Origin of the sequence: Pseudomonas sp. TMW22080 (genome assembly GCF_022496745.1) — a bacterium.
GTDB classification, from domain to species: domain Bacteria; phylum Pseudomonadota; class Gammaproteobacteria; order Pseudomonadales; family Pseudomonadaceae; genus Aquipseudomonas; species Aquipseudomonas bubulae.
In genome coordinates this window covers 725833-750102 of record NZ_SCFF01000001.1, presented here as the reverse complement: position 1 = coordinate 750102, position 24270 = coordinate 725833, and the positions used below count along the sequence as shown (strand labels likewise).

General features: G+C 62.2%; 19 protein-coding genes. 6 read left to right on the top strand and 13 right to left on the bottom strand.

The window, feature by feature from the left end; translation table 11 throughout:
• Window positions 1-23 precede the first annotated feature (23 nt).
• From EQV96_RS03225 to EQV96_RS03215, 3 genes are read left to right on the top strand one after another with little or no spacing between them, the layout of a single operon-like run.
• Complete coding sequence (locus EQV96_RS03225) at window positions 24-323, top strand: DUF5629 family protein (RefSeq protein ID WP_095000562.1); 300 nt, start codon at window positions 24-26, stop codon at window positions 321-323.
• Complete coding sequence (locus tag EQV96_RS03220; RefSeq protein WP_240881266.1) at window positions 313-1485, top strand: lactonase family protein; 1173 nt, start codon at window positions 313-315, stop codon at window positions 1483-1485. Before EQV96_RS03225 ends, EQV96_RS03220 begins: the two co-directional genes overlap by 11 nt.
• Before the next feature lie 51 nt (window positions 1486-1536).
• Window positions 1537-1800: a hypothetical protein gene (locus EQV96_RS03215; RefSeq protein WP_130871612.1), complete on the top strand. Its 264-nt coding sequence runs from the start codon at window positions 1537-1539 to the stop codon at window positions 1798-1800.
• A 79-nt stretch (window positions 1801-1879) separates the two neighbouring features.
• On the opposite strand, the gene EQV96_RS03210 is transcribed toward EQV96_RS03215, so the two are convergent.
• A complete protein-coding gene (locus EQV96_RS03210; RefSeq protein ID WP_095026882.1) occupies window positions 1880-2611 on the bottom strand; it encodes an anti-sigma factor in 732 nt (243 codons plus the stop codon).
• Window positions 2608-3114 carry a sigma-70 family RNA polymerase sigma factor gene (locus EQV96_RS03205; RefSeq protein ID WP_095000559.1) on the bottom strand — a complete coding sequence of 169 codons (507 nt, stop codon included), beginning with the start codon at window positions 3112-3114 and terminating at the stop codon, window positions 2608-2610. Before EQV96_RS03205 ends, EQV96_RS03210 begins: the two co-directional genes overlap by 4 nt.
• 161 nt (window positions 3115-3275) lie before the next feature.
• Between EQV96_RS03205 and EQV96_RS03200 the strand changes: the two genes are divergently transcribed.
• Window positions 3276-4358 carry a catalase family peroxidase gene (locus EQV96_RS03200; protein WP_150628705.1) on the top strand — a complete coding sequence of 361 codons (1083 nt, stop codon included), beginning with the start codon at window positions 3276-3278 and terminating at the stop codon, window positions 4356-4358.
• A complete protein-coding gene (locus EQV96_RS03195) occupies window positions 4355-4897 on the top strand; it encodes a cytochrome b/b6 domain-containing protein (RefSeq protein ID WP_095018124.1) in 543 nt (180 codons plus the stop codon). The genes EQV96_RS03200 and EQV96_RS03195 overlap by 4 nt, the downstream gene beginning before the upstream one ends.
• Window positions 4898-4953: 56 nt before the next feature.
• Here the strand turns inward: EQV96_RS03195 and EQV96_RS03190 are convergent, their stop codons facing one another.
• The 11 genes from EQV96_RS03190 to EQV96_RS03140 form a co-directional block, all read right to left on the bottom strand.
• Window positions 4954-5601 carry a glutathione S-transferase gene (locus EQV96_RS03190; RefSeq protein ID WP_095026001.1) on the bottom strand — a complete coding sequence of 216 codons (648 nt, stop codon included), beginning with the start codon at window positions 5599-5601 and terminating at the stop codon, window positions 4954-4956.
• Window positions 5598-9239 (bottom strand): AAA family ATPase, encoded by a 3642-nt coding sequence (locus EQV96_RS03185; RefSeq protein ID WP_240881264.1) that lies wholly within the window; start codon window positions 9237-9239, stop codon window positions 5598-5600. The genes EQV96_RS03190 and EQV96_RS03185 overlap by 4 nt, the downstream gene beginning before the upstream one ends.
• Complete coding sequence (locus EQV96_RS03180) at window positions 9236-10480, bottom strand: exonuclease SbcCD subunit D C-terminal domain-containing protein (RefSeq protein ID WP_095018121.1); 1245 nt, start codon at window positions 10478-10480, stop codon at window positions 9236-9238. Before EQV96_RS03180 ends, EQV96_RS03185 begins: the two co-directional genes overlap by 4 nt.
• Window positions 10481-10546: 66 nt before the next feature.
• Entirely contained in the window at window positions 10547-12181 is a 1635-nt protein-coding gene (locus EQV96_RS03175; protein ID WP_095039211.1) for a BatD family protein, read from the bottom strand.
• Window positions 12178-13917: a VWA domain-containing protein gene (locus EQV96_RS03170; RefSeq protein ID WP_240881262.1), complete on the bottom strand. Its 1740-nt coding sequence runs from the start codon at window positions 13915-13917 to the stop codon at window positions 12178-12180. The genes EQV96_RS03175 and EQV96_RS03170 overlap by 4 nt, the downstream gene beginning before the upstream one ends.
• Window positions 13914-14987 (bottom strand): VWA domain-containing protein, encoded by a 1074-nt coding sequence (locus tag EQV96_RS03165; RefSeq protein WP_240881260.1) that lies wholly within the window; start codon window positions 14985-14987, stop codon window positions 13914-13916. Before EQV96_RS03165 ends, EQV96_RS03170 begins: the two co-directional genes overlap by 4 nt.
• On the bottom strand, window positions 14980-15474 hold the full coding sequence (locus EQV96_RS03160) for a DUF4381 domain-containing protein (RefSeq protein WP_095000550.1): 495 nt from the start codon (window positions 15472-15474) through the stop codon (window positions 14980-14982). The genes EQV96_RS03165 and EQV96_RS03160 overlap by 8 nt, the downstream gene beginning before the upstream one ends.
• The gene (locus tag EQV96_RS03155; protein WP_095000549.1) at window positions 15471-16415 is read right to left on the bottom strand and encodes a DUF58 domain-containing protein; all 945 of its coding nucleotides are present in this window, start codon (window positions 16413-16415) and stop codon (window positions 15471-15473) included. The genes EQV96_RS03160 and EQV96_RS03155 overlap by 4 nt, the downstream gene beginning before the upstream one ends.
• A 3-nt stretch (window positions 16416-16418) precedes the next feature.
• Window positions 16419-17378 (bottom strand): MoxR family ATPase, encoded by a 960-nt coding sequence (locus EQV96_RS03150; RefSeq protein ID WP_016780594.1) that lies wholly within the window; start codon window positions 17376-17378, stop codon window positions 16419-16421.
• Window positions 17379-17698: 320 nt separating this feature from the next.
• Window positions 17699-18445, bottom strand: coding sequence for an amidohydrolase family protein (locus EQV96_RS03145; RefSeq protein ID WP_095018117.1), 747 nt, complete (start codon window positions 18443-18445; stop codon window positions 17699-17701).
• Window positions 18446-18595: 150 nt separating this feature from the next.
• Entirely contained in the window at window positions 18596-18952 is a 357-nt protein-coding gene (locus EQV96_RS03140) for a hypothetical protein (RefSeq protein ID WP_240881259.1), read from the bottom strand.
• Window positions 18953-19385: 433 nt separating this feature from the next.
• On the opposite strand from EQV96_RS03140, the gene EQV96_RS03135 reads away from it, so the two are divergent.
• Entirely contained in the window at window positions 19386-24242 is a 4857-nt protein-coding gene (locus EQV96_RS03135; protein WP_240881257.1) for an NAD-glutamate dehydrogenase, read from the top strand.
• Window positions 24243-24270: the final 28 nt, after the last annotated feature.

The following is a 24270-nucleotide window of genomic DNA, read 5'->3' as shown; positions in this document are numbered from 1 at the left end:
CCTTTCCAACAGGTGATTGATCAATGAGCGATTCAAACCAGACCTTGCGCACAGCCCTTGAAACCAGCGATATGCTGGTGATTGACGGGCTGCATGCCTGGGATTTCTCTCTGGACGATGTGCAATTGCTCATCAAGTGCATGGACGGACGTGCTGAAAAGCGCTGGCATTTCACTGCGCCACAGATTGATGCGGCGCAGTTTGACCAGGGTTTGCAAAGCTGGACCCTGGTGGGCGACTCGGGCGAGCATCGCCTGGTTTGCCTGAGCGCCTTGAGCGCAAACAACGACGACGATGAAGCCGAGGCCGAAGATGAAGTTTAAATCGCTGCCAATGCTGATGGCGCTGAGCGTGGGCGCGATGTCGGCCCAGGCCGAGTCCCGCGATGAAGTCGAACTGCTGGTGGGTTCCTATACCCAGGGCAAAAGCCAGGGTATCTACCGCCTGCAATTTGACAGTGCCAAGGGGCATATCACCCCTGAGCCGCTGCAAGTGTTCAAGGCTGCCAACCCTTCGTGGCTGACCCTGTCCAAAGACCAGACCCGCCTGTTTGTGGTCAATGAAAACGGTCAGGGCCAGGCCGATGTGGTCGGGCGCGCCAGTAGCGTTGCCATCGATCCGAAAACCAACGCGCTGACGCTGATCAACCAGGTCAAGACCTTGGGCGAAGAGCCGACCCACTCCAGCCTGAGCGCCGACGAGCGTTATCTGTTTGTGGCCAACTACGGGGTTCACGCCGACCCTGGCGGCAGCCTGGCGGTATTGCCGATCGACGCCGAAGGCCAGTTGCAACCTGTGACCCAGATGAGCAGCCACCCGGCCAGTCGGGTCAACCCCGAGCGGCAGATGTCGGCGCATGTGCATTCGGTGGTGTCCTCGCCCGATGGCAAGTTTGTGTACGCCAGTGACCTGGGTGCAGACAAGGTGTTTGTCTATCGTTACGACCCGGTAGCCAGCCCGGAGCATCCACTGGTAGCCGCGGCACCGGCCTTCATTGAGTTGCCGGCAGGTAGCGGGCCGCGTCATCTGCTGTTTTCCAAAGATGGCAAGCATGCGTACCTGACCACTGAAATGAGTGCCCAGGTGTTTGTGTTCGACTATGCCGATGGCCAGCTCAAGCAGCGTCAGGTGGTGGAGCTGGCTCAGGGTATGCCTGCGCAAAACCGTGCCGCCGGTGCTGTGCATGCTTCACCTGACGGCCGTTTCCTGTATGTCAGCAACCGTGGCAAGGCCAATGAAATCCTGGTGTTTGCGATCGATCCGGGCAATGGCGAGTTGACTGAAGTCCAGCGCCGCTCGGTGGAGGGTGATCACCCGCGCGAGTTTGCCCTGAGCCCCAATGGCAAGTTTTTGCTGATTGCCAACCAGATGAGCAATGCCATTGTGGTGCTTGAGCGTGATCCTGCCAGCGGCAAGCTGGGCAAGGCCGTGCAGTCCCTGGCAATGGACGCGCCGTCTGATGTGAAATTTATCAACCGCCCGTAATCAAGGGCGTGCTGGCCTCTATCAATTGCGCTGATAGAGGCTAGTGCTGCAATGAATTTCTGCACGATCGCCCTTGGCGTTAAGTTGGTTGCACGGCCTGAAAAGGCAAGCAAACCAACTGAATCGTCGAGGGTTAGTGCCATGAACTTCAATCTGTTCTCTGTAATTGCTGCTTCAGCCATCTCCGCTACTGTGGCTTTGCCTGCCAGCGCGACCCCGGTGCTTGGCGACAAAAAGTCTGCGGCCTATACCCAGAAATACCTGCAACAAAGCGCCCATTTTTATGCGGCGCTGAATCATAAAACCCGCTCTTGAGAGCACGCTATCCGTAGCAGCTGCCGAAGGAACGAGACTGCGTTCCTTCGGCAGCTGCTACGAAATACTTGTGCGCCGTTTAAAGCTTCACCGTCTCCAGCAACCCGGCCGGGCCAACCATGGCGTAGTTGTAGCCAGGGCCGGACCAGTACTGGGCCTGCAGTTCGCCATCCTGGCGGTTACCCCGTGGCAACAGGCTGTTGTGTGGCCCAGGCGGACGGATATAGAAGCTGATCTGGCGCCCTTGCCGATCCTGGTATAACACCATCGCTGCGCCGCCCTGGTCGGTGGTCAGCAGGCGACTGCTCACCGGTCTGAAGCCTGCGCCCGTCAGATCCGGCAAGCGTTCGGCGTGGCTGAAGTAACGGTCAACCCAACCTTGCATCTCGCTGCTTTGCACGACGTTATAGTCCGCGGGCAAAAAACCCTGCTCGGCAAACATGCGATGAGCTGCCAGGGCGTCGCTCATGGGCAGGCTGCCAGGCTGGATGATTTGTCGGGCTTGCCAGCCCCCCAGCCCACCCACACTCACGGCAATCAGCAGCACCGCCGCACTGGCCCAGTGGCGCCGTGATTGTCGGCGCTGGCGCTGGCGCAGGGCCGTCGGGTCAAGTGCCGGGTTGGCCGGTTGCAGCAAGTCTTGGTTCAACGCAGAGCGCAGGTTCTGTGCATCGCGCTGCCAGGCTTCGACCTGGGCGGCGATAGGCGGGTTGGCTTGCAGATAAAGCTCAACTTGATGGCGTTGAGCATCGCTGAGCGCGTGATCGACGTAAGCATGAAGATCGCGCTCGCTGGGCGGGATGCTGATCATTTGAGTCTCCGCAGGGCAGGGCGGGTGATTTCGCCCTCGCTGAGTTGGCGCAAGGCGTTGCGCGCTCTGGACAGGCGCGACATAACGGTGCCGATCGGCACGTCGAGTATTTCGGCCACTTGTTTGTAGCTCAAACCCTCCACCGACACCCACAACAGCAGGGCGCGCTGTTCGGTGGCCAATTGGTCGAAGGCTTCGAGTGTCGATTGGGCAAGTACCGTGCGCTCAGTCGAAGGCTGGGTGTCATCGCGGCCGGTAAAAAATTCCAGCATGCGCGCATAGCGCCGTGACCGCCGGTGGTTGTCGACAAACTGGCGATACAGGATGGTGAACAGCCAAGCGCGCAAGTCACCGTCAGGGCGTTTATCGGCAACGCTGCCGAGGGCTCGCTCCAGGCAGTTTTGCACCAGGTCGTCGGCATTGCTGGCATGACGGGTCAGCGACAGGGCGAAGCGCCGCAGGCGCGGGATCAGTTCACGCAGTTGCTCATCAAGTGAGGTCATCGTCTGGCCAAATGACTGGGTGGGTGCAGGCAAGACGTTCAGGATGAGGCCTTATTCCCGGTGTTGTCGAAAAAAATTAATCGTTCATGGCTGGAATAAGGTTTTGCGGCCTGCGTCCTATAGGTCATTCACCTCACGGTCCTGTGGCCCCGGAGTTTTATATGGTCGATCAATTGCCGCCTGTGCGGCCCGCCACCCCCCCGTTGCGTCCTGCCAGTGTGCTGTTGCGCCTGGCGGGCATCGGAGGGGTGGTGGCGGTTATCCTCGGCGGGTTCTATTACGTCAACGGCACGCTGGACCCGCAGCGTTTGAGCCCCGGCAAGCTGGTCAATGCGCTGGAACACAATAACGGCGTGCATCCAGGTTACCGGCGTAACCATGCCAAGGGCCTGTGCGTGGCGGGTTATTTTGAGGGCAGTGGTGCTGCGCAGGGGTTGTCTACCGCGCAGGTATTCGGTACCGGGCGTACGCCGGTGGTCGGGCGCTTTGCCTTGCCCAGTGGCAACCCCTATGCCCCCGACAGCAGTGTGCCGATCCGCAGTTTTGCCCTGCGCTTTACCCAGGCCAATGGTCAGCAATGGCGTACCGGGATGAACAGCATGCCGGTGTTCCCGGTGGGCACGCCTGAGGCGTTCTACCAGATGCTGCAAGCCGGTGCCCCAGAAGCGGCCACGGGCAAGCCTGCGCCCGGTGCCATGCCGGCGTTTTTTGCCGCGCACCCGGAAACGGCGGCCTTTTTGCAATGGGTCAAAACCGCGAAACCCTCGGCCAGCTATGCCACCGAGAGCTATAACGGGATCAATGCGTTTTATCTGGTCAACGCAGCCGGGCAGCGGCAGGCGGTGCGCTGGGGTGTGGTGCCGTTGGGGCAGGACGCGCCGGGTGCTGCGGCGCCCGACGATGCCGATTATCTGGAGCAGGATCTGGATAAACGCCTGGCGGCGGGGCCTTTGAAATGGCAGTTCAACCTGACATTGGCCGAGGCGGGTGACCCGACCACTGATGCCAGCAAGGCCTGGCCAGCGGGGCGCAAGGTGGTGGATGCAGGCACCCTGGTACTGGTTAAGGCCCAGGCGCAGAACGACGGCGAATGCCGCGATATCAATTACGATCCGCTGATTTTGCCCAGTGGCATAGAGGGCTCGGCTGACCCCTTGCTGGCGGCGCGCTCGGCGGCCTATGCCAGTTCCTATGTACGACGCACCAGCGAAGTTGACCAGCTACCCAAGGAGACACGGCCATGAGCGCACCCACTAAGCATTTCGCCCCGGTGGCGCGCCTGCTGCACTGGCTGATGGCGCTGATGATTATTGCCATGCTGTTTATCGGGGCAGGTATGGCGGCTTCGGTGTCGCAGCGGCATGAATGGCTGCTCAATCTGCACAAGCCCTTGGGTATCGCCATCCTGTTGCTGGTGGTGGTGCGCCTGTTTGTGCGTTTTGCTACCCGCCAGCCGCCGTTGCCTGCAGATCTGCCTGGGGTACAGGTGCTGGCTGCCAAGCTGTCCCATCTGTTGCTGTATGCCTTGATGCTGGTGTTGCCGCTGGTGGGCTGGGCGATGATTTCGGCAGCGGGGGATCCGGTCATGCTGGGCGGTTCATTGCAGTTGCCGGGTATTCTGCCGGCTGATCCCAGGGTGTTTGCATCGTTGCGCAAAGCGCATACGTTTCTGGCTTATTTGCTGTTTTTTACCGTCCTGGCCCATTTGGCAGCGGCGCTGTTTCATGGCTGGGTGAGGCGCGACGGGGTGTTGCAGAGCATGGTGCGGGGCAAGCAGGGTTGAGCCTGAATCAAAAGCCCCTCACCCAGCCCTCTCCCGGAGGGAGAGGGAGCTGATTATCAGTGGTCATGAAGTCGCGTGTGCTCAGTCCCCTCTCCCTCCGGGAGAGGGCTGGGTGAGGGGCTTTTGGCCATCGCCGAAGCAAACAGGTCAGAAGCCAGAAACCGCTCCAGCCAGGCATTCAAGTGCGGCAAGGGCGCCTGCGCAAACCACTCGCGATCGACATGGGCAAACTGCCGAACAAAAGGCGCCAGAGCCACATCGGCAAGACCCAGCGCAGACCCTGCAAGGTACGGCGTGTGCGCCAGCACATCTTCCAGCCGCTGCAAATACTCGACACCCTGAGCCCGGTAATGCTCCATCGGATGCTCCGGGTAGCGAATGGCGTATTTGTAGCGATCGAGGAGTACCTTGAACACGCTGTCATTCGCCTCGATCAGCCCCCTGTGATCCGCTTGCAACCAGTTGTCCGGGTCATGTTGGCCCAGCGCCCAGAGCATGATCTCCAGACTTTGTTCGATTACCCGACCATCAGCACAGACCAGCACCGGCACCGTGCCCTTGGGCGAGGCCGCGAGCATTTCGGCCGGCTTGGCCTTGAGGCTGACCTCGACGATCGATAACGGCACGCCGCTGTAACGCAAGGCCATGCGGGCCCGCATGGCATAGGGGCAGCGGCGGAAGGAATAAAGCAGGTGCCGGTTCATTTCACCTCCACGGTGCTCAAGCCGTTGCCCTGGCGCTGCACCTGGATTTGCACCGGGATGCGTTCATGCATTTCCTGCACATGGGAAATCACCCCCACCTTGCGCCCCTGGGCCTGCAGGCCGTCCAGGGCGTCCATGGCCAGTTGCAGTGATTCGGGATCGAGGCTGCCAAAGCCTTCGTCGATAAACAGCGATTCGATTTTCAGGGTGCTGGAGGCCATCGACGCCAGCCCCAGGGCCAGGGCCAGCGACACCAGGAACGTTTCACCCCCCGACAGCGAATGCACCGAGCGCAGCTCGTCACCCATTTCGGTGTCCATCACCAGCAGGCCAAGCATGCTGCCGCCACGCTTGAGGCGGTAGCGGCGTACCAACTGGCGCAATTGCGCGTTGGCGTGATGCACCAGCAGGTCGAGGTTGTAGGCCTGGGCGATCTTGCGGAATTTGTCGCCGCTGCCCGAGCCGATCAGCTCGCTGAGGCGCGCCCAGCGTTGCCATTCGCTATCGGCTTGGGCGATACGTTGCCCAAGCGCCTGATTGACGTCCTGGCGCCTCTGGTCTTCTGCCTGTTGTGCGCGCAGTTCGGCGATCTGCTGTTCGCTGGCGCTGATCAGCGCAGTGAGTTCGGCCAGTGCCTGGTTGAGGGCGTCGGCGTCCAGGTTGCCATTGGCTTGCGCCTGGTGTTGGGCCAGGCGCTGTTCGCGCTCCTGCAGCAGTACGCGGGCTTGCTCGACGGCTTTTTCGCCGTTTTGCAGTTGCTGACGCAGTTCGCGCACCTGTGTGTCGTCGTAACTGAGCAACTGTTGCAGTTGGTTGTCATCAAGTTCGCTGTGCAGCGCGCGCCATTCGCTGAGCCGGGCGCTCAGGTTGGCGTGTTCCTGCTGCAAGGCCTGCAGGCGCTCCTGGCCGGATTTGAGCTCGGCGGCCAGTTGCAGCAACTGGTTGGCGGTGACCTGCAAGGTTTGCCCGGCCTGGGTCTGGACCGTGCGGGCCTGTTCGACAGCCTGCTCCAGGGCCTGCTGCCACTGTTCGGCGCTGCTGTAGTCACCCAGCAACGCCTTGAGGCTGTGCTGGCTGGTCTGTTGCTGGGCCTTCAGTTCGCTGACGCTGCGCTGCAGGGCGTCCAGTTCCTTGCTGCGATTGGCTTGCTGATACTGCTCGCGCTCGATGCTGCTGGCCCGCTGCGCCTGCTCCGCCTGTTCGTCGCGCTGCTGATCGAGTTGGGCCACTTGCTCAGCCACTTGCTGGTCGAGGCTTATAAAGCAGGCGGATGCGTTGTCGCGCAGGGCATTGAGGGTGGCCGGAGGCAGCAGGCTGGCAAATTCGCGCAGCTCGTCCTCAAGGCGCTGGCTGTCGGCATTGAGGTGTAATTGCTGCTCTGCCAGTTGCTGGCCAGCGAGCTGGCTGGTCTCGCTGCAGCGCTGCACTTGTTGCTGCAGGTGGGCCGCTTCCTTTTGCAGGCCAAGCAGGACGTTCTGGCGCTGCTCGTCCTGGCTGATGCTGTGCTGCAACTGGTTCAGGCGCAGGGTCAGCCATTGTGCGCGCTTGTCCGGGTCCTGGGCCTGCCACTGTTGATGCAGTGGATGCGCTTCAAGGCTCGGCGCGAGGGCCTGTTGTTCTTCAATGAGGTGTTGATGTTGCACACGCAGTTCCTGGATCTGCGCTTTCATTGCGCTGAATTTATCGCGCAACTGATCCAGTGTTTCTTTAAGCCCGTCTACGGTTTGACGGGCGTTGGTTTCTTCCCGTTCATCGTGGCGGGACAAGCTGTGCAACAAGGCTTCGGGCTGGTGGTAGGGGTGTTCGTGGCTGCCGCATACCGGGCAGGGCTGATCGTCCTGCAGTTGTTCGCGCAGCTCTTCAACGCTGGCGCTACGGGCCAGGCGCTGGCGCTCCAGTAGCTGGCGGGTGATTTGCAGGGCTTGCTCGGCAGCCTCGTACTGACTTTTGGTCTGGTTGCCTTGCTCGACCAATGTTTCGCGCTCGGCGTGCAGTGCCTGCAGTTTGGTGTGTAACGCCAGCAGGCGATTGTCGAGGGTCTGCCGGGTGCTGCTCAGGCGTTGCAGCTCTTCAAAGGCGCGCTGCTGCTGGCGGTTGTCCTGGAGCAGGCTACCCAGGGTCTGGATTTGCTCGTTGACCGCATGGGGCTCGGCGCCTGCTTCCTGGAACAGGATTTCCAGGCTGTTGCGCAGCTCGGTCAGTTGTTGCGTGGCCTGCTGGGCGCGTTGTTCAAGGCCGGGCAGTTCCTTGCGCCCGGTAGTGAGGTTATTGCTCAGCCGCACCAAGTGTTGCAGCCGGGGGCGATAGGCGTCCCAGGCGCTGGCCAGTGGCGCCAGTTCGCGGTTGTGTTCGAGTTGTGTGGCTATGTGCGCCAGGCGTTCGGTGCCTTGCTGCTGGCGCTCAAGCAGGGCATTGAGTGCCTGCTGCCCAGTGCCGCAGGCCTGTTCAGCCTGCTGCTGGAGGGCTTGTTGGGTGCTCAGCGCCTGGGTCAGGCGATCGAAGTTGGCTTGTTCCAGCAGGGCTTGCTGGACCTGCGGTGCGGCTTCCCGTTGCTGCGTCTGTGCCTGGGTTGCCGCCAGCGTGGCGCTTTGCACCTGGGCTTGCAGCTGGACCTGGCGCTGGCTCAGTTCGGTCTGTTGCTGCAGCTGGGCGCCGATGTGCTCGGCCAGCGGGTTCAGTTGCCCATTTAGCTCGGCAAGGCGGGCAAATTGATGCCGTTGCGGCGCCAGTTGCTCAAGCAGATGCAGGGTCTGGCGCTGTCCGGCCTGGCTGTCGAACAGGGTTTGTGCCTGTTGCAGTTGCTCGGCCGCGCTCTGGCGCTGTGCTTGCAGTTCGCCCAGGGTGTTGAGCCAGGTCTGTTGCAGCTCTAGCTGTTTGAGCTGGCCCTGCCGGTTTTTCAGCTGTTGCTGCGCTTCGTTGAACTGTCGGTCCAGTTCGGCACGGGCTTCGGGTTCCAGGGGGGTAATGCCCACAGCCTGGTCTTTGAGTTGCTTGAGCGCTTCCCGGGCTTCTTTGGCCTTGTCGAAGGCACGCTTGCCCAGGCGCGTATAAAGGGCCGTGTCGGTGAGCTTTTCCAGCAGTTCACTGCGCTCGTTGTCATCGGCCTTGAGAAAGGCGCTGAATTCGCTTTGCGCCAGCATCACCGCACGGGTGAACTGTTCGAAGTTCAAGCCCAGGCGCGCTTCGAGCTGGACTTTGTAATCGCCTTTCTGGCTGGCCAGCAGTTGGTCGCTGTCCAGGTCGCGCAGGCTCTGGCGGCTGGCCTGCAGCTTGCCGGTGGCCTTCTCGCGGGCGCGGTTGGCCTCCCAGCGGGCGCGGTAGCGGCGCCCGTCGATGCCAACAAAATCCACTTCGGCATAGCCTTCACCGGTGCCGCGGCGCAGCAGGGTGCGCGGGTCGCCGGTGGCGATTTCTCCGTCGGCATCCGGCACTTTGGCATCGCGACCGGTGTTGTTCAGCCGTGGCACGGCGCCAAACAGGGCCAGGCACAGGGCGTCGAGCAGGGTGCTTTTACCGGCGCCGGTGGGGCCGGTAATGGCGAACAGGCCGGCACTGGCCAAAGGTTCGGCGGTAAAGTCCAGTTCAAAGGGGCCCGCCAGGGAGGCAAGGTTTTTCAGGCGAATGGCGAGGATTTTCATGGCTGTTCACCTTCTAGCTGTACTTCCTGCAGCAACACGGCAAAGTCCTTGAGGGTCTGTTCGTCGACTTCGCTGCCGTAGCTTTCCTGCCAGGCGCGGCTGAACAGTTCCTGGGGGGTGAGCTGGTCGAGTTCGATCAGGCGGGTGGCATCGTCATCGCCGTGGCGGCTGCCGCTGCCGGCATAGTCGGCGGCGATGCGCACCAGGCGTACGGACTTGCCCTGCAGCGCGGTTTCGATCTGCTGGCGTAAATCGGGCTGCGGTTCGTCGAGGGTGACCCGCACTTCGAGCCAGGGCTGGCGCTGGGTATCGGCGAGCAGGTCGATATCAGGCAGTGCGGCCAGGTGGGTGAGGATTTCAGCCAGTGGCAGCGGGCCAATGCGTTGCAGGTTGACGGCGCGGGGAATCAACAGCGGCTCAACGCTGACCAGGGTTTCGCCTTTGAGGGTGACATCGAGGATCTGGTGCTGATAGCCAATTTCCGAGAAGGACAACGGGATCGGCGAGCCGCAATAGCGGATGCGTTCTTCGCTGTTGACCCGCTGCGGCTTGTGTAAATGGCCCAAGGCCACATAGCTGATATCGGGCCCGAACAGGCTCGCGGGCAGGGCTTCGGCATTGCCGATGATCAGGCTGCGCTCGGAGTCTTCGCTGACCGAGCCGCCCGCCATATGGGCATGGCTGATGGCGATCAGGGCCTGGCCCGGCTTGCGTTTGGCGTTGGCGGCTGCGATCAGCCATTCATGCACCTGGCCGATACCGCGCAGGTAGTCATCGCCCAGGTGGGCGCCGGTGACTTCGGCGGGGCGCAAAAACGGCAGGGCCAGGCACCAGGCGGCAATTTTGCCCTTGGCATCGGGCAAGGGGATCAGCAGGCGTTCGGCATCGAGCTGGCCGTCGTCGAGCCACAGCACCCGGCCCAGGGCATGGGTGCGCAGACGACGCATCAAGGGGGCGGGCAGTTCGATCCGCGAGCCGGAGTCGTGGTTGCCGGCAATCATCACGATGGTCAGTTTGGGCTGTTGCTCATGGGCGCTGACGATAAAGTCGTAGAGCCGCTCCTGGGCTTTGACCGGCGGGTTGACGGTGTCGAAGATATCACCGGCGATCAGCAACACATCGGGCTTGTGTTCTGCCAGCCGGGCCAGTAGCCAGGTGAGAAAACAGGCGTGTTCGAAGTCGCGGTCCTGGCCGTGGAGGTTTTGCCCCAGGTGCCAGTCGGAAGTGTGAAACAGGCGCATGACAGAATCCGTTTTCAAAGGTGCAGGCAGCCCGTTCGCTCAGGCGGTTCAGGGGCTGCCTTGAATTTATTTGGGGTAAAGCGGCGGCAGGCTGCTCGGCTCGGCGCTGTCTTGCTGCTCGCGCTCGGCGGCAGGAATACTGCGGATGGCCTTCCACAGTTCTTCGCCTTGCCAGTGCTGGCCGGTTTCGCTGTAGAGCGCCCCATTGAGGCCGTCGAGGGCATCGGACAGTAATACAAAACGAGCGGCCATGTCGGCCAGGGTTTCCGGCTGTTGCCGCGCCCAGGCATCCAGGGCCTGGCGGGTGGCTTGCGGGTCGTTGGCCAGGCTCGCGCGCTTGAGGTCGTCCAGCAGGGTGCGCGGGCTCGGGCCGGTTTGCGCGGCGCGCAGGATTGCCGGTTGCCAGCGGGCACGCCACCACAGGCCCAGGCTCGCCAGGGTGGTGAATGCCAGGAACAGGGTGCTCAGTTGCCAGATCCACAGCGAAGACGTTTCGTTCAGGGCTGCGGGTGTGCCGCTGGCAGGCGTGTCCACGGCCAGATTGGGATTGGCCGCCGCCATCAGGGTGCGGGCGGGCAGGTAAGTGCGCTCCAGATGATCTTCGTGGGTGTTCCACCACACCACTTCGACTGCGGGCAGTTCAATCTGGCCAACCCGGGTCGGGACCAGTGCTTCGCGTTCTTCGCGGCTGCCGATCAGGCCGTTTTCGGTGATCTGGTTGCTCAGTTGCGGCAGGTCAGGGTAGCGCCGCAGGCCGTTGACATCGGTGGCAGGCAGGGGCGGCAGCTGGGCGCTGGACAGGCCTTCGGCCTTGAGCGTGAGGGTGCGGGTCAGGGAGTCACCGACGAGTGTATGGTCAGGTTCCGGGTTCCAGGTTTCGCTTATGCTCAGGCTGCGCGCAGGCAACCAGGGAGCCGTGGCTGGCCAGGCGTCGGGCTTGGGCAACACGTTCAGGGGGATTTCAGCCGAGGTTACGTGGACCATCTTGCCGGGTGTTGGCCCCAGCGGGGCAGGGGCCGTGGCTTGCTGGCTGTCGACCTGGGTGGCGCTGAAGGTTTGTGCCGGGATGATCAGTTCGCCGCTGCGCTGCGGGTAGATGCCGTAGCGGCGTTCGATCACACCATGGCGCACGCCGTTGATAAGCTTTTCATAGGTGCGCGACTCGCCCAGTTGCTCGACGATGGCGTCGTCCAGGTGCAGGGTGGTCAGGCTGCTGTCGTCGTACAGCGCTACGGAGTGGTAAATGCGCAGGGTCAGCAGCGCCTGTGCCTGCACATAGACCTTGGGCTGGTCGAGGCTGGCCTCGATAAACACCGGTTCCAGTTCGCTTTCGCTGGCCACGCTCTGGGTCACGGTGAGGGTGATCGGCTGGCTGTGGTAGTCGCCGATTTGCAGTGACGGGATGATCACTGTGCCGGTCTGTCTGGGTTGCAGGGTGATGATCCAGCGGGTGGTGCCCTTGTTGTCGTCGCTGAGGCTGTTGAGCTGGTTGACCTGGCGAGTGCCGCGCACTTCGAACAGCCCGTCCAGCGGGGTGAGGTCGGGCTTGCCGAACTGGGTGACGTCGTCGGATTCCAGGGTCAGTTCGACGGTTTCACCGGAGTTGAGCTGGTCGCGATCAACACTGGCGATCAGGCCCAGGGCGTTTGCCGGCAAGGTCCAGCAACACAGCAAAAGAAGCAAAACACAGAGGCGGTTCATTTGGGCGTGTCCTGATGGAGCTGCTGTTCGTACCAGAATTTGCGGCGTAACAATTCGGCAGGGTTGTCGGGGATCTGTCTGAGCCATTGTTCCAGGGCCTGGCGTTGTTCTTCTGCGGTCTGGTTGGCGGCCGGAGCGGGCGGGCGCGTGGTGGGCCCGTCGTCCGGTTCGCCGTCGGCGTGCGGAGCAGTGTCGGGGTCGAGCTGCTCGTGCGGCGCAGGCTCGGTGGTGGGGCTGGTGGCCGAGCTGTTGTCTTCATTGCGGGTGCTGCTGGTGGCACCCTGTGCGCTGCTGCTCAGCGGGGTTTCAGTCTCGGCTGGCGCGGGCGGCTCGGGGGGGTGTTCGGCTTCGGCTTCAGCTTCGGCCTGGGCGCGTTGCTGCTCGAGCAGCTGTTCGACCAGGGCTTTGTTCTGTGCCGCAGCCTCCAGCTCGGGTTGCAGTTCCAGCGCCTGTTCCCAGGCATCGATGGCCGCTTCCAGCTCGCCGTTCATGGCCAGTGCATTGCCGCGATTATAGTGCGCGCTGGCGCTGTTGACTTCGGCAAAGCGTCGGGCTGCACCCGCATAGTCACCCGCCCGGTACAGGGCCACGCCCTGCCAGAGCGGGTCGCTGAAATGCTCCACGGCCAGCAGCGGCTTGTTTTGCTGCAACAGGCGCAGGCCCTGTTGGTCGGGACGCAGCCACAGGTCGGTAAAGCTCATGGCCTGCGCGGGCTGCGGTTGCAGCATAAACAGCAGGGGCAGGCAGAACAGCCAGCCACGGCGGCCCGCGCAGGCCACCAGCAGCAGAAGCGGCAGCAACAGCCAGTAACCCTGGTCGGCCCAGGTATCCAGTTGCAGGGTCTGGCCGTCATTGCGCAGGTTGCGCGGGCCGTCGAGCAGGCCCAGGCCGCGCAGGTCGTTGTCATCCAGACGCGCCTGGCGGTAGCGACCACCCACATCGAGGGCAAAGGCGCGCAGGCTCGGGCTGTCGAGACGCGGCAGGAGAATGGCACCCTGGTCGTCCTGGAGAAACTGCCCGTTTTCATCCACCACGGGGGCGCCTTCGCGACTGCCAATACCCAGTATCAGCAGTTGCGGTGCATGGCCGCTCAAGGCCTGGCGGATGCCGTTGCGCTCCAGTTCACTGAGCGATGAGGTGATCAGCAGCAAGCGGCCCTGGCCCAGTGCGCTCTGATCCAGCAGTTCAAGGGCTTTGCCAATCGCCAGGTCGGCGCGATGGCCCGGCTGCGGCATGATTGACGGCTTGAGGGCTTCAAGCAGGTTGCGGCTGGTGGCCATGTCATCGGACAGCGGCACCAGGGTATGGGCGCTGCCCGCGTAGACGATCACGGCGGTTTGCGCGTCGCTGCGGTTTTGCAGCAGGTCGTAGATTTTGCGCCGTGCCTGCTCAAGACGGTTGGGCGAACTGTCGGTGGCGAGCATTTCGGGGGTCAGTTCGAGCATCACCACCAGCGGGTCTTCGGGTTTCTGCGAGGACTGCTCGACGCGCTGCCAACTGGGTCCGAGCAGGGCCAGCAGGGCCAGCAGCCAGCCGAGCCCGAGGGCGATCCATGGCAATTTGCTGCTACGCCCGGTGCCGCCGCTGAGCAGCACCCGATGAAAGGCCGGCGGCAGGATTTTCTGCCAGCGGCCCGCGCGTTTTTCCCGGTGCCAGCGCTGCCACAGCAACCAGCCGAGTAGCGGCAGGATGAGCAGCCATTCGGGGCGGAACCAGTGCGGCCAGAGCGTGCTCATCGACGCCTCCGCAGGCGCAGGCGTGTGAGGCGCGCACGCCAGTCAGGATGTTGCTGCAGAAAATGCTCCTTGCTCAGCCAGCGCTGCAGCGGGTTGTTGGGCCACAGTTCGCGGATCACCAGCAGCATACTGAGCAACAGGGCCGCAGCCAGTGGCCAGCTGTAGAGTGCCTGCGCCGGACGCGCCTGGGTCGGTTGTTGGGCCACAGGCTCCAGTTGGTCGAGGGTGTCCTTGATGGCCGCCAGCTCACCACCGTTGCGGGCGCGGAAGTAGCGGCCACCGGTGACTTTGGCGATTTCTTCGAGTGCCGGCTCATCGAGGTCGACCCCGGGGTTGATGCTGAGCAGGCCCTTGCTGCTCTCGTCCGGGTCTGCGCCGATGCCGATGGGGTAGATTTTGACTCCCTCTTCGGCAGCCAGGCGAGCGGCGGTCAGCGGGTCGATATGCCCGCCGTTGTTGGCGCCATCGGTAATCAGGATCAGCACCCGGCTTTGTGCCGGGCGTTGGCGCAGGCGCTTGAGGGCCAGGCCAATGGCGTCGCCGATGGCGGTGTTCTTACCGGCGATGCCAATGCGTGCTTCGTCGAGCCAGGTATGCACGGTGTGGCGGTCGAAGGTCAGCGGCGCTTGCAGGTAAGCCTGGCTGCCGAAGAGGATCAGGCCGACGCGATCGCCCTCACGGTTTTCGAGGAACTCGCCGAGCAGGTTTTTGACCAGGTCCAGGCGGGTTACGTCTTCGCCCTGCCATTGCATGTCGGGGTAGTCCATCGAACCCGAGACATCCACGGCCACCAGCAAGTCACGGCCGCTGGCGGCAATCGGTAAAGGTTCGCCCAGCCACTGCGGGCGGGCAGCGGCCGTCAGCAACAGCAGCCAGAGCAGGATATGGGGGATTTGCTGGCGCCAGGAAGGCAGGGTGGCGCGGGCCTTGCGCCGGGTCAGTTGTTCAAGGTCACTCAAGAAACTGACCTGCAGCGCCGCCTCCCCGCTGTCGGCAGGCGGCAGCACCAGGCGCATCAACCAGGGCAGGGGCAGCAGGATGAAGATCCACGGCCAGGCAAATTCAAACATGTTTGCGAATCCAGGTTTCGACCGCCTGATTGAGCCCGGCAATGGCCTTGTCGTCGAGCTTGCACTCGGGCTTGTAGGCACCTTCGACCAGCACCATCCAGCGGGTCAAGCCGGCAGCCGGGCAGCGGTTGTCCAGGAACGCCAGCCACTTGCGGCCATTGAGGGTGTGGCTCTGGCTGTAGGGGTAGTGGTTGCGGCACAGGCGCTTGAGCAGGCCGTTGAGCTGTTGCAACCAGGCGCCGGCCGGTGCGCCATCGTAGGGTTTGGGGAAACGGGCCAGTTCTTCCAGGGCAGCCAGGCGTACCGGGTCAAGCGGTTGTTCGGTGCGTGCCGGCAGGCGTTTGGCGGGCAGGTAGCGACGCAGCCACCACAGGCCCCATCCCAGGGCGGGCACCACGAGCAATAATAGCCACCAGCCCGGCGCTGGCGGCCAGATGCCGAGTGCAGGCGGCAGGATCAAGGGTTGCAGTTGTTCAAGTTCTTTCATGAGGCTTTGCCGGGGCGTTTGGCGTTCAGGTATTCGCGCAGCTGTTCGACCATCTCGCTTTGAGTGCTCAGCGGCATCAGCAACACCCGCAGTTTTTGCGCCAGCAGTTCCCAGCGGGCGATGCGGGCCTCGGCCTGGGCGCGGTAGGCCTGGCGCAGATCATAGTTGAGGGTGTCCAGTTCCAGTTGCGCGCCGCGCTCGGCAAAGCGCAGCAACCCTGCCGCGGGCAAGGCGTGGTCGAGAGGATCGGACAACGGCAGTAGCATCAGGTCGCAATGGCGTGACAGCAGGCTCAGTTGCTGCTCGGCGGCGTCGGTGAGGCCGCGTTCATCACAGATCACGATCACCAGGCTGCCGGGGCGCAGTACTTCACGGGCGCGGATCAGGGCCATGCCCAGCGCGTCGCGGTCCGATTGCACTTCGGTGTGCAGCGACTGGTTGACCCGCACCAGGCGGTTCAGCAGCTGCAGTAGGCTCTGCTTGCTGCGCCGTGGTTTGATTTCGTAGTGTTCATGGTCGCCAAATACCAGCCCGCCAACACGATCGTTGTGACCCAGGGCGGCCCAGCCGATCAGGCTGGCGGCCTGGGCGGCAAGCACCGACTTGAACATCAGCCCCGAGCCGAAAAACAGCCGCCGGCTTTGTTCGGCAAGGATGAAAATTGGCCGCTCGCGTTCCTCATGGAACATCTTGGTATGCGGTTCCTGGGTACGCGCCGTGACGCGCCAGTCAATGGTGCGCACATCGTCACCGGCCTGATAGACCCGCACCTGATCGAAGTCGACCCCGCGTCCGCGCAGTTTCGAGTGATGCAGGCCCACCAGCGGGCTGCGCTGGCTGGGCGAGGCGAACAGCTGCACTTCACGCACCCGATGGCGCATCTCGATCAGTTCCGCAAGGGTGACGCGGATGCCGGGCTCGGCGGGCAGGGGGGTGTTCATGGGTCAGGCAACGGCCACGACGTCGAGGATGCGTTGCACCACGCGGTCCTGGTCGATACCGGCGGCTTCGGCTTCAAACGACAGGATGATGCGGTGGCGCAGCACGTCAAACAACACAGCCTGGATATCTTCGGGGCTGACGAAGTCGCGCCCGGCCAGCCAGGCGTGGGCCCGTGCGCAGCGGTCCAGGGCAATCGAACCGCGGGGACTGGCGCCGTAGGCGATCCACTCGGCCATTTCCGGGTCGAACTTGCCCGGGGTGCGGGTGGCCATGACCAGTTGCACCAGGTACTCCTCCACGGCATCGGCCATGTACAGGCCGAGGATTTCCTTGCGCGCGGCGAAGATGGCCTGCTGGCTGACCCGGCGCTCGGGCTTGGTTTCCCCGTTAAGGGCTTCGCCACGTGCCTGCTGCAGAATGCGGCGTTCGACGGCGGCATCCGGGAAACCGATTTTGACGTGCATCAGAAAGCGGTCGAGCTGGGCTTCGGGCAGCGGGTAGGTGCCTTCCTGCTCAATGGGGTTTTGCGTGGCCATGACCAGAAACAGCGGCGACAGCTCATAGGTACTGCGCCCGACACTGACCTGGCGCTCGGCCATGGCTTCAAGCAGCGCCGATTGCACCTTGGCCGGGGCGCGGTTGATTTCGTCTGCCAGTACCAGGTTATGGAAGATCGGCCCTTGCTGGAACACGAAGCTGCCGGTTTCCGGGCGATAGATCTCGGTGCCGGTGATATCGGCAGGCAGCAGGTCGGGAGTGAACTGGATTCGATGGAACTGCGCTTCAATACCTTCTGCCAGCTCCTTGATGGCCTTGGTCTTGGCCAGGCCGGGGGCGCCCTCGACCAGCATATGGCCATCAGCGAGCAAGGCGATCAGCAGACGGTCGATCAGTTTTTCCTGACCGAGGATCTGGGTTGAAAGAAAGGTTCGCAGCGCCAGTAGCGCTTCACGATGTTCCATCGATGACTGTTCCTGAAAAGGACACCGGCGGCGCAGAAATTACACCGGGGCTGGGGGCGTTACTTTAATCCATTGGAGGCTCTGCGGACTAATGGCGGTGGGGATTTTTACAGGAAAAACCTGAAATGCCCGGGCTTGTTGAGATTGGTGCTCATCTGCACGGGGTCTTGTAGCCGCTGATGAGCGTAGCGAGGCTGCGAACGGCTGCGCAGCAGTCCTAAATCCCGGCCATCCGATAGTTCGGCTGCACCGCGTCTATCGGATTAGCGAACGCTTTGCGTTCGATCTTGGCCTCGCTACGCTCGTCAGCGGCTACAGGATTAAAAGCCATAAAAGCTGCGTGCGTTATGCCACAGGGCTTTGTGTGCGCCATCTTCGCCAAGGGCCTCTACCAGCAAGGCGATATCGTTGTCCTCAAAGGCCCGTGGCGCCCGGGTTGATGGCAGGTCCGTAGCAAACATCAGGGCGTCGGGGTTGATGCTATGGATCTGTTGCAGTACTTGCGGCACGGCAAAATCAACCCGGCCAAAACCGCAGGCCTTGATCCGCACGCCGTGCTCCGCCAGGCGCAGCAGGCTGGGCAGGCCCTCATGGCTTATACCCAGGTGGTCGATGCTCAGCGCCGGCAGGCGTCGCAACCGGTCTTCCAGCCCTGACAGTTCCCGTGAGTCAACGTACAGCTCGGAATGCCAGCCCACTTGTTCATGCACGCGCATGGCCAATGATTCGAGCTGGTCAAGTTGTTCGGAGCCTCCGCGCTTGAGGTTGAAGCGCAGGGCGCGGATGCCCTGCCGGCGCAGGGTCTGCAGCTCGGCATCGGTGACACTGGCGGGCAACTGGGTCACGCCCACAAACCCCGGGCCTAAACGCTTGAGTGCAGCGATCAGGTAGCTCTGGTCGTAGCCCTGAAAGGAACCCGATACCACGGCACCGCCCACGATACCCAGGGGGGTGGCCCGGGCCAGGTAGTCATCGACACTGAAGAACTCGGGCACATAGCCATTGTTGGGAATCAGCGGGTAGGCGCTGTCAATGATATGGCAGTGGGCATCGAAGATCGGGCGCATGGTGGTGAGCTCCAGTGGAAGTGTATGACTGTGGGAGCGAGCCTGCTCGCGATGGTATCAGTGCGCTGGGCCAGACAGATCGCATCGCCTGCATCGCGAGCAGGCTCGCTCCCACAATGTGCCCTGCAAGACTCCCTTCCTCATGGAGGATTAATTCAGATCGCTGATATAGGTACCGGTGCCCTTGAGGATGTTCTGCAGGGTCTCTTCGACTTCGCCAAGGTCTGCCGCAGGGGTGTTGTGGAGGATTTCCAGGTGGTCATCGCCCTTGAGAACGTCCGCATCACCCGCGCCGATTTCGATCAGCAGGCGGGTAGGGCTCAAGGTGACCTTGACGCCGTCCAGGGTCGAAGGCTCGTCCTCCAGGGTGATTTCCAGCTCGTCTTCGTCCGGGTAACGGGTCATCAGAAACATTTCGCCGCTGTCGGTGTGGCAGCACAGCATGGCCATATTGTCTTCTTCGTCGTCGCACGGGTTGGCGAGCAGGTGGTCGGTGTTCATTTGCATGGGTAATTCCTGGCGCTCTGGGCGCGGGTAGGTCGATCAGAGGCCAATTTTGCCAGCCTGAACCGATTTGTGCAGGTTTGAATGGAACAACTGGGCAAATGGTCAGTCATTTCTGTTGCTCGCTACGGAAACTACGGTGCTTTTATGAAGGTTTTTCGCTTGCCGATGCTAGGGTTGTTCTATGTCCGCCCTGGCGGTTGCGTCCCGATGACCGAATATGTCGCCGCACCGTAAGCAGGCCGTACAGCGCAATCGTTAAGCTGCGCGGTGATTGTTATCTCTAAAGACACAGCCTGTTCAACCGGCAGTCGTTTTTGTAGATCACCATCCTTGCAGGTGAATGTGACCCGTGGGTCACGGCCAGCTTCACCTCCTCACGCGGGAACAACACGCGACGCTTCTCTCAATAACAAGCCCAAGCGGAGTACCACAGATGGCGTTCTTCACCGCAGCCAGCAAAGCCGACTTCCAGCATCAACTGCAAGCGGCACTGGCGCAGCACATCAGTGAACACGCACTGCCACAAGTGGCGCTGTTCGCTGAGCAATTCTTCGGCATCATTTCTCTGGATGAACTTACACAGCGGCGCATGTCCGACCTCGCCGGCTGCACGCTGTCGGCGTGGCGCCTGCTGGAGCGTTTCGACCCGGCCCAGCCGCAAGTGCGGGTATTCAACCCCGACTACGAGCGCCACGGCTGGCAGTCCACCCACACGGCAGTTGAAGTCCTGCACCACGACCTGCCGTTTCTGGTGGACTCGGTGCGTACCGAGCTGAACCGTCGCGGTTACAGCATTCATACCCTGCAAACCACGGTGTTGAGCGTGCGTCGCGGCGGCAAAGGCGAGTTGCTGGAAATCCTGCCCAAGGGCACCACGGGGGAAGGCGTCTCGCAAGAGTCGCTGATGTACCTGGAAATCGATCGCTGCGCACACGCCGCCGAATTGAATGTGCTGAGCAAGGAACTGGAGCAGGTTCTGGGTGAAGTACGGGTTGCCGTGGCTGACTTCGAGCCGATGAAGGCCAAGGTGCAGGAACTGCTGGCCAGTGTCGACAACTGCCAGTACGCCGTCGATGCCGATGAGAAAGCCGAAGTCAAAAGCTTCCTGGAATGGCTGGTGGGCAACCACTTCACCTTCCTGGGCTATGAAGAATTTGTGGTGCGTGACGATGCCGATGGCGGTCATATCGAATATGACCCCGACTCGTTCCTGGGCCTGACCAAGCTGTTGCGCGCCGGGCTCACCGCCGAAGACCTGCGTATCGAAGACTACGCCGTCAGCTACCTGCGCGAGCCGACCCTGTTGTCGTTCGCCAAGGCCGCGCACCCAAGCCGCGTGCATCGCCCGGCGTACCCGGACTATGTGTCGATTCGCCAGATCGATGCCAGCGGCAAGGTCATCAAGGAGTGCCGCTTTATGGGCCTGTACACCTCTTCGGTGTACGGCGAGAGCGTGCGGGTGATCCCTTATATTCGTCGCAAGGTGGCAGAAATCGAGCGCCGCTCGGGCTTCCAGGCCAAGGCTCACCTGGGCAAGGAACTGGCCCAGGTGGTGGAAGTCCTGCCCCGTGACGACCTGTTCCAGACTCCGGTGGACGAACTGTTCAACACCGTGATGTCGATCGTGCAAATCCAGGAGCGCAACAAGATTCGCGTGTTCCTGCGCAAGGACCCGTACGGCCGCTTCTGCTATTGCCTGGCCTACGTACCGCGGGATATCTACTCCACCGAAGTGCGGCAGAAAATCCAGCAGGTGCTGATGGAGCGTCTGCAGGCGTCGGATTGCGAGTTCTGGACCTTCTTCTCGGAGTCGGTGCTGGCCCGCGTGCAGCTGATTCTGCGGGTTGACCCGAAAAACCGCATCGATATCGACCCGCTGTTGCTGGAAAAAGAAGTGGTCCAGGCCTGCCGCAGCTGGCAGGACGACTACGCCAGCCTGGTGGTCGAAAGCTTTGGCGAGGCCAATGGCACCAAGGTGCTGGCCGATTTCCCCAAAGGTTTCCCGGCAGGCTATCGCGAGCGCTTTGCTGCACATTCGGCCGTGGTCGACATGCAGCACCTGATGAACCTCAGCGAAAAGAACCCGCTGGTGATGAGTTTCTATCAGCCGCTGGGGCAAAGTGCCGGTCAGGAGCTGCATTGCAAGCTGTATCACGCCGATACGCCGCTGGCCCTGTCCGATGTCCTGCCGATTCTGGAGAACCTCGGCCTGCGCGTGCTGGGCGAGTTCCCGTACCGTTTGCGGCATGCCAATGGCCGTGAGTTCTGGATCCATGACTTCGCCTTTACCGCTGGCGAAGGCTTGAACCTGGATATCCAGCAACTCAACGACACGCTGCAGGATGCGTTCGTGCATATCGTACGCGGCGATGCCGAGAACGATGCGTTCAACCGCCTGGTACTGACTGCCGGCCTGCCATGGCGCGACGTGGCGCTGCTGCGTGCGTACGCGCGTTACCTGAAGCAGATTCGCCTGGGTTTTGACCTGGGTTATATCGCCAGCACCCTGAACAACCACACCGACATCGCCCGCGAGTTGACCCGGCTGTTCAAGACCCGCTTCTACCTGGCGCGCAAGCTGACGGCCGAAGACCTCGAAGACAAGCAGCTGCGTCTGGAACAGGCGATCCTGACAGCGCTGGACGATGTGCAGGTGCTCAACGAAGACCGCATCCTGCGTCGTTACCTGGACTTGATCAAAGCCACGTTGCGCACCAACTTCTACCAGCCGGATGGCAACGGTCACAACCGTTCCTACTTCAGCTTCAAGTTCAACCCGCACCTGATCCCCGAGCTGCCAAGGCCGGTGCCGAAGTTTGAAATCTTCGTCTACTCGCCGCGGGTTGAAGGCGTGCACTTGCGCTTCGGCAACGTGGCCCGTGGCGGCTTGCGCTGGTCGGACCGTGAAGAAGACTTCCGCACCGAAGTGCTGGGCCTGGTAAAAGCCCAGCAAGTGAAAAACTCGGTCATTGTGCCGGTGGGTGCCAAAGGCGGCTTCGTGCCGCGCCGCCTGCCGCTGGGCGGCGGCCGTGATGAAATCCAGGCCGAGGCGATTGCCTGCTACCGGATCTTTATTTCCGGCCTGCTGGACATCACCGACAACTTGAAAGACGGCGCATTGGTACCGCCGTTGAACGTGGTCCGTCACGATGATGATGACCCGTACCTGGTGGTGGCTGCCGACAAGGGCACCGCGACCTTCTCCGATATCGCCAACGGCATTGCCATCGATTACGGCTTCTGGCTGGGCGATGCGTTCGCTTCGGGCGGTTCGGCCGGTTATGACCATAAAAAGATGGGCATTACCGCCAAAGGTGCCTGGGTTGGCGTGCAGCGTCACTTTAAAGAGCGCGGGATCAACGTTCAGAAAGACAGCATCAGCGTGGTCGGTATCGGCGATATGGCCGGTGACGTGTTCGGCAACGGCCTGCTGATGTCCGATCAGTTGCAACTGGTCGCGGCGTTCAACCACCTGCATATCTTTATCGACCCGAACCCGGAGCCTGCCAGCAGCTTCGCCGAGCGTCAGCGCCTGTTCGATCTGCCGCGTTCGGCGTGGTCGGACTACGACACCGGCATCATGTCGGCGGGCGGCGGGATCTTCTCGCGCAGCGCGAAAAGCATCGCCATCTCCGCGCAGATGAAACAGCGCTTCGCGATTACCGCTGACAGGCTGACCCCCACCGAACTGCTCAATGCCTTGCTCAAGGCCCCGGTGGACCTGCTGTGGAACGGCGGTATCGGCACCTACGTCAAGGCCAGTAGCGAAAGCCATGCCGATGTCGGCGACAAGGCCAATGATGCATTACGGGTCAACGGCAATGAGCTGCGCTGCAAGGTGGTAGGCGAGGGCGGCAACCTGGGCATGACCCAACTGGGCCGTGTCGAGTTCAACCTCAATGGCGGCGGCTCCAACACCGACTTTATCGATAATGCCGGCGGTGTGGACTGCTCTGACCACGAAGTGAATATCAAGATCCTGCTCAATGAAGTGGTGCAGGCCGGCGATATGACCGAGAAGCAGCGTAACCAGCTGCTGGGCAGCATGACCGATGAGGTGGGCGGCCTGGTCCTGGGCAACAACTACAAGCAGACCCAGGCCATTTCGCTGGCCGCGCGCAAGGCCTATGAGCGGATTGCCGAATACAAGCGCCTGATGAACGATCTGGAAGCCCGTGGCAAGCTGGACCGTGCCATCGAGTTCCTGCCGTCAGAAGAGCAGCTCAACGAGCGCGTAGCGGCGGGCCACGGCCTGACCCGTGCCGAGCTGTCGGTGCTGATCTCGTACAGCAAGATCGACCTTAAAGAGGCGCTGCTCAACTCCCGGGTGCCGGATGACGACTACCTGACCCGGGACATGGAAACCGCGTTCCCGCCGATGCTGGTGAGCAAATTTGCCGAAGCCATGCGTCGCCATCGCCTGAAGCGTGAAATCGTCAGCACCCAGATTGCCAACGATCTGGTCAACCATATGGGCATCACCTTTGTCGAGCGCCTGAAAGAGTCGACGGGGATGAGTGCTGCCAACGTGGCCGGCGCCTACGTCATCGTGCGTGATATTTTCCATCTGCCGCACTGGTTCCGGCAGATCGAGGCGCTGGACTATCAGGTACCGGCTGAAATCCAGCTGGCACTGATGGATGAGTTGATGCGTCTGGGGCGCCGCGCTACACGCTGGTTCCTGCGCAGCCGTCGTAACGAGCTGGATGCTGCACGGGATGTGGCGCATTTCGGCCCGCATCTGGCGGCATTGGGCCTCAAGCTCGACGAACTGCTGGAAGGGCCGACCCGCGAAGGCTGGCAGACCCGCTATCAGGCCTACGTCGAGGCGGGCGTGCCGGAGTTGCTGGCGCGCATGGTAGCGGGTACCACGCACCTGTATACCCTGTTGCCGATTATCGAGGCTTCGGATGTCACCGGGCAAAATGCTGCGGATGTGGCCAAGACGTACTTCGCCGTGGGCAGTGCGCTGGACCTGACCTGGTACTTGCAGCAGATCAGCAACCTGCCGGTGGAGAACAACTGGCAGGCCCTGGCCCGCGAGGCGTTCCGCGACGATATCGACTGGCAGCAGCGGGCAATTACCATTTCGGTGTTGCAGATGACCGAGGCCGGGGAAAGTATCGAGGCACGGCTGGCGCTGTGGCTTGAACAGAACCACTCGATGGTTGAGCGCTGGCGCTCGATGCTGGTGGATCTGCGTGCCGCCACCGGCAGCGACTATGCCATGTACGCGGTGGCCAACCGCGAGCTGCTGGACCTGGCGTTGAGCGGTCAATCAGGGCTCTGACAGCCTGAGTTGCAAAACAAAGCCCCGG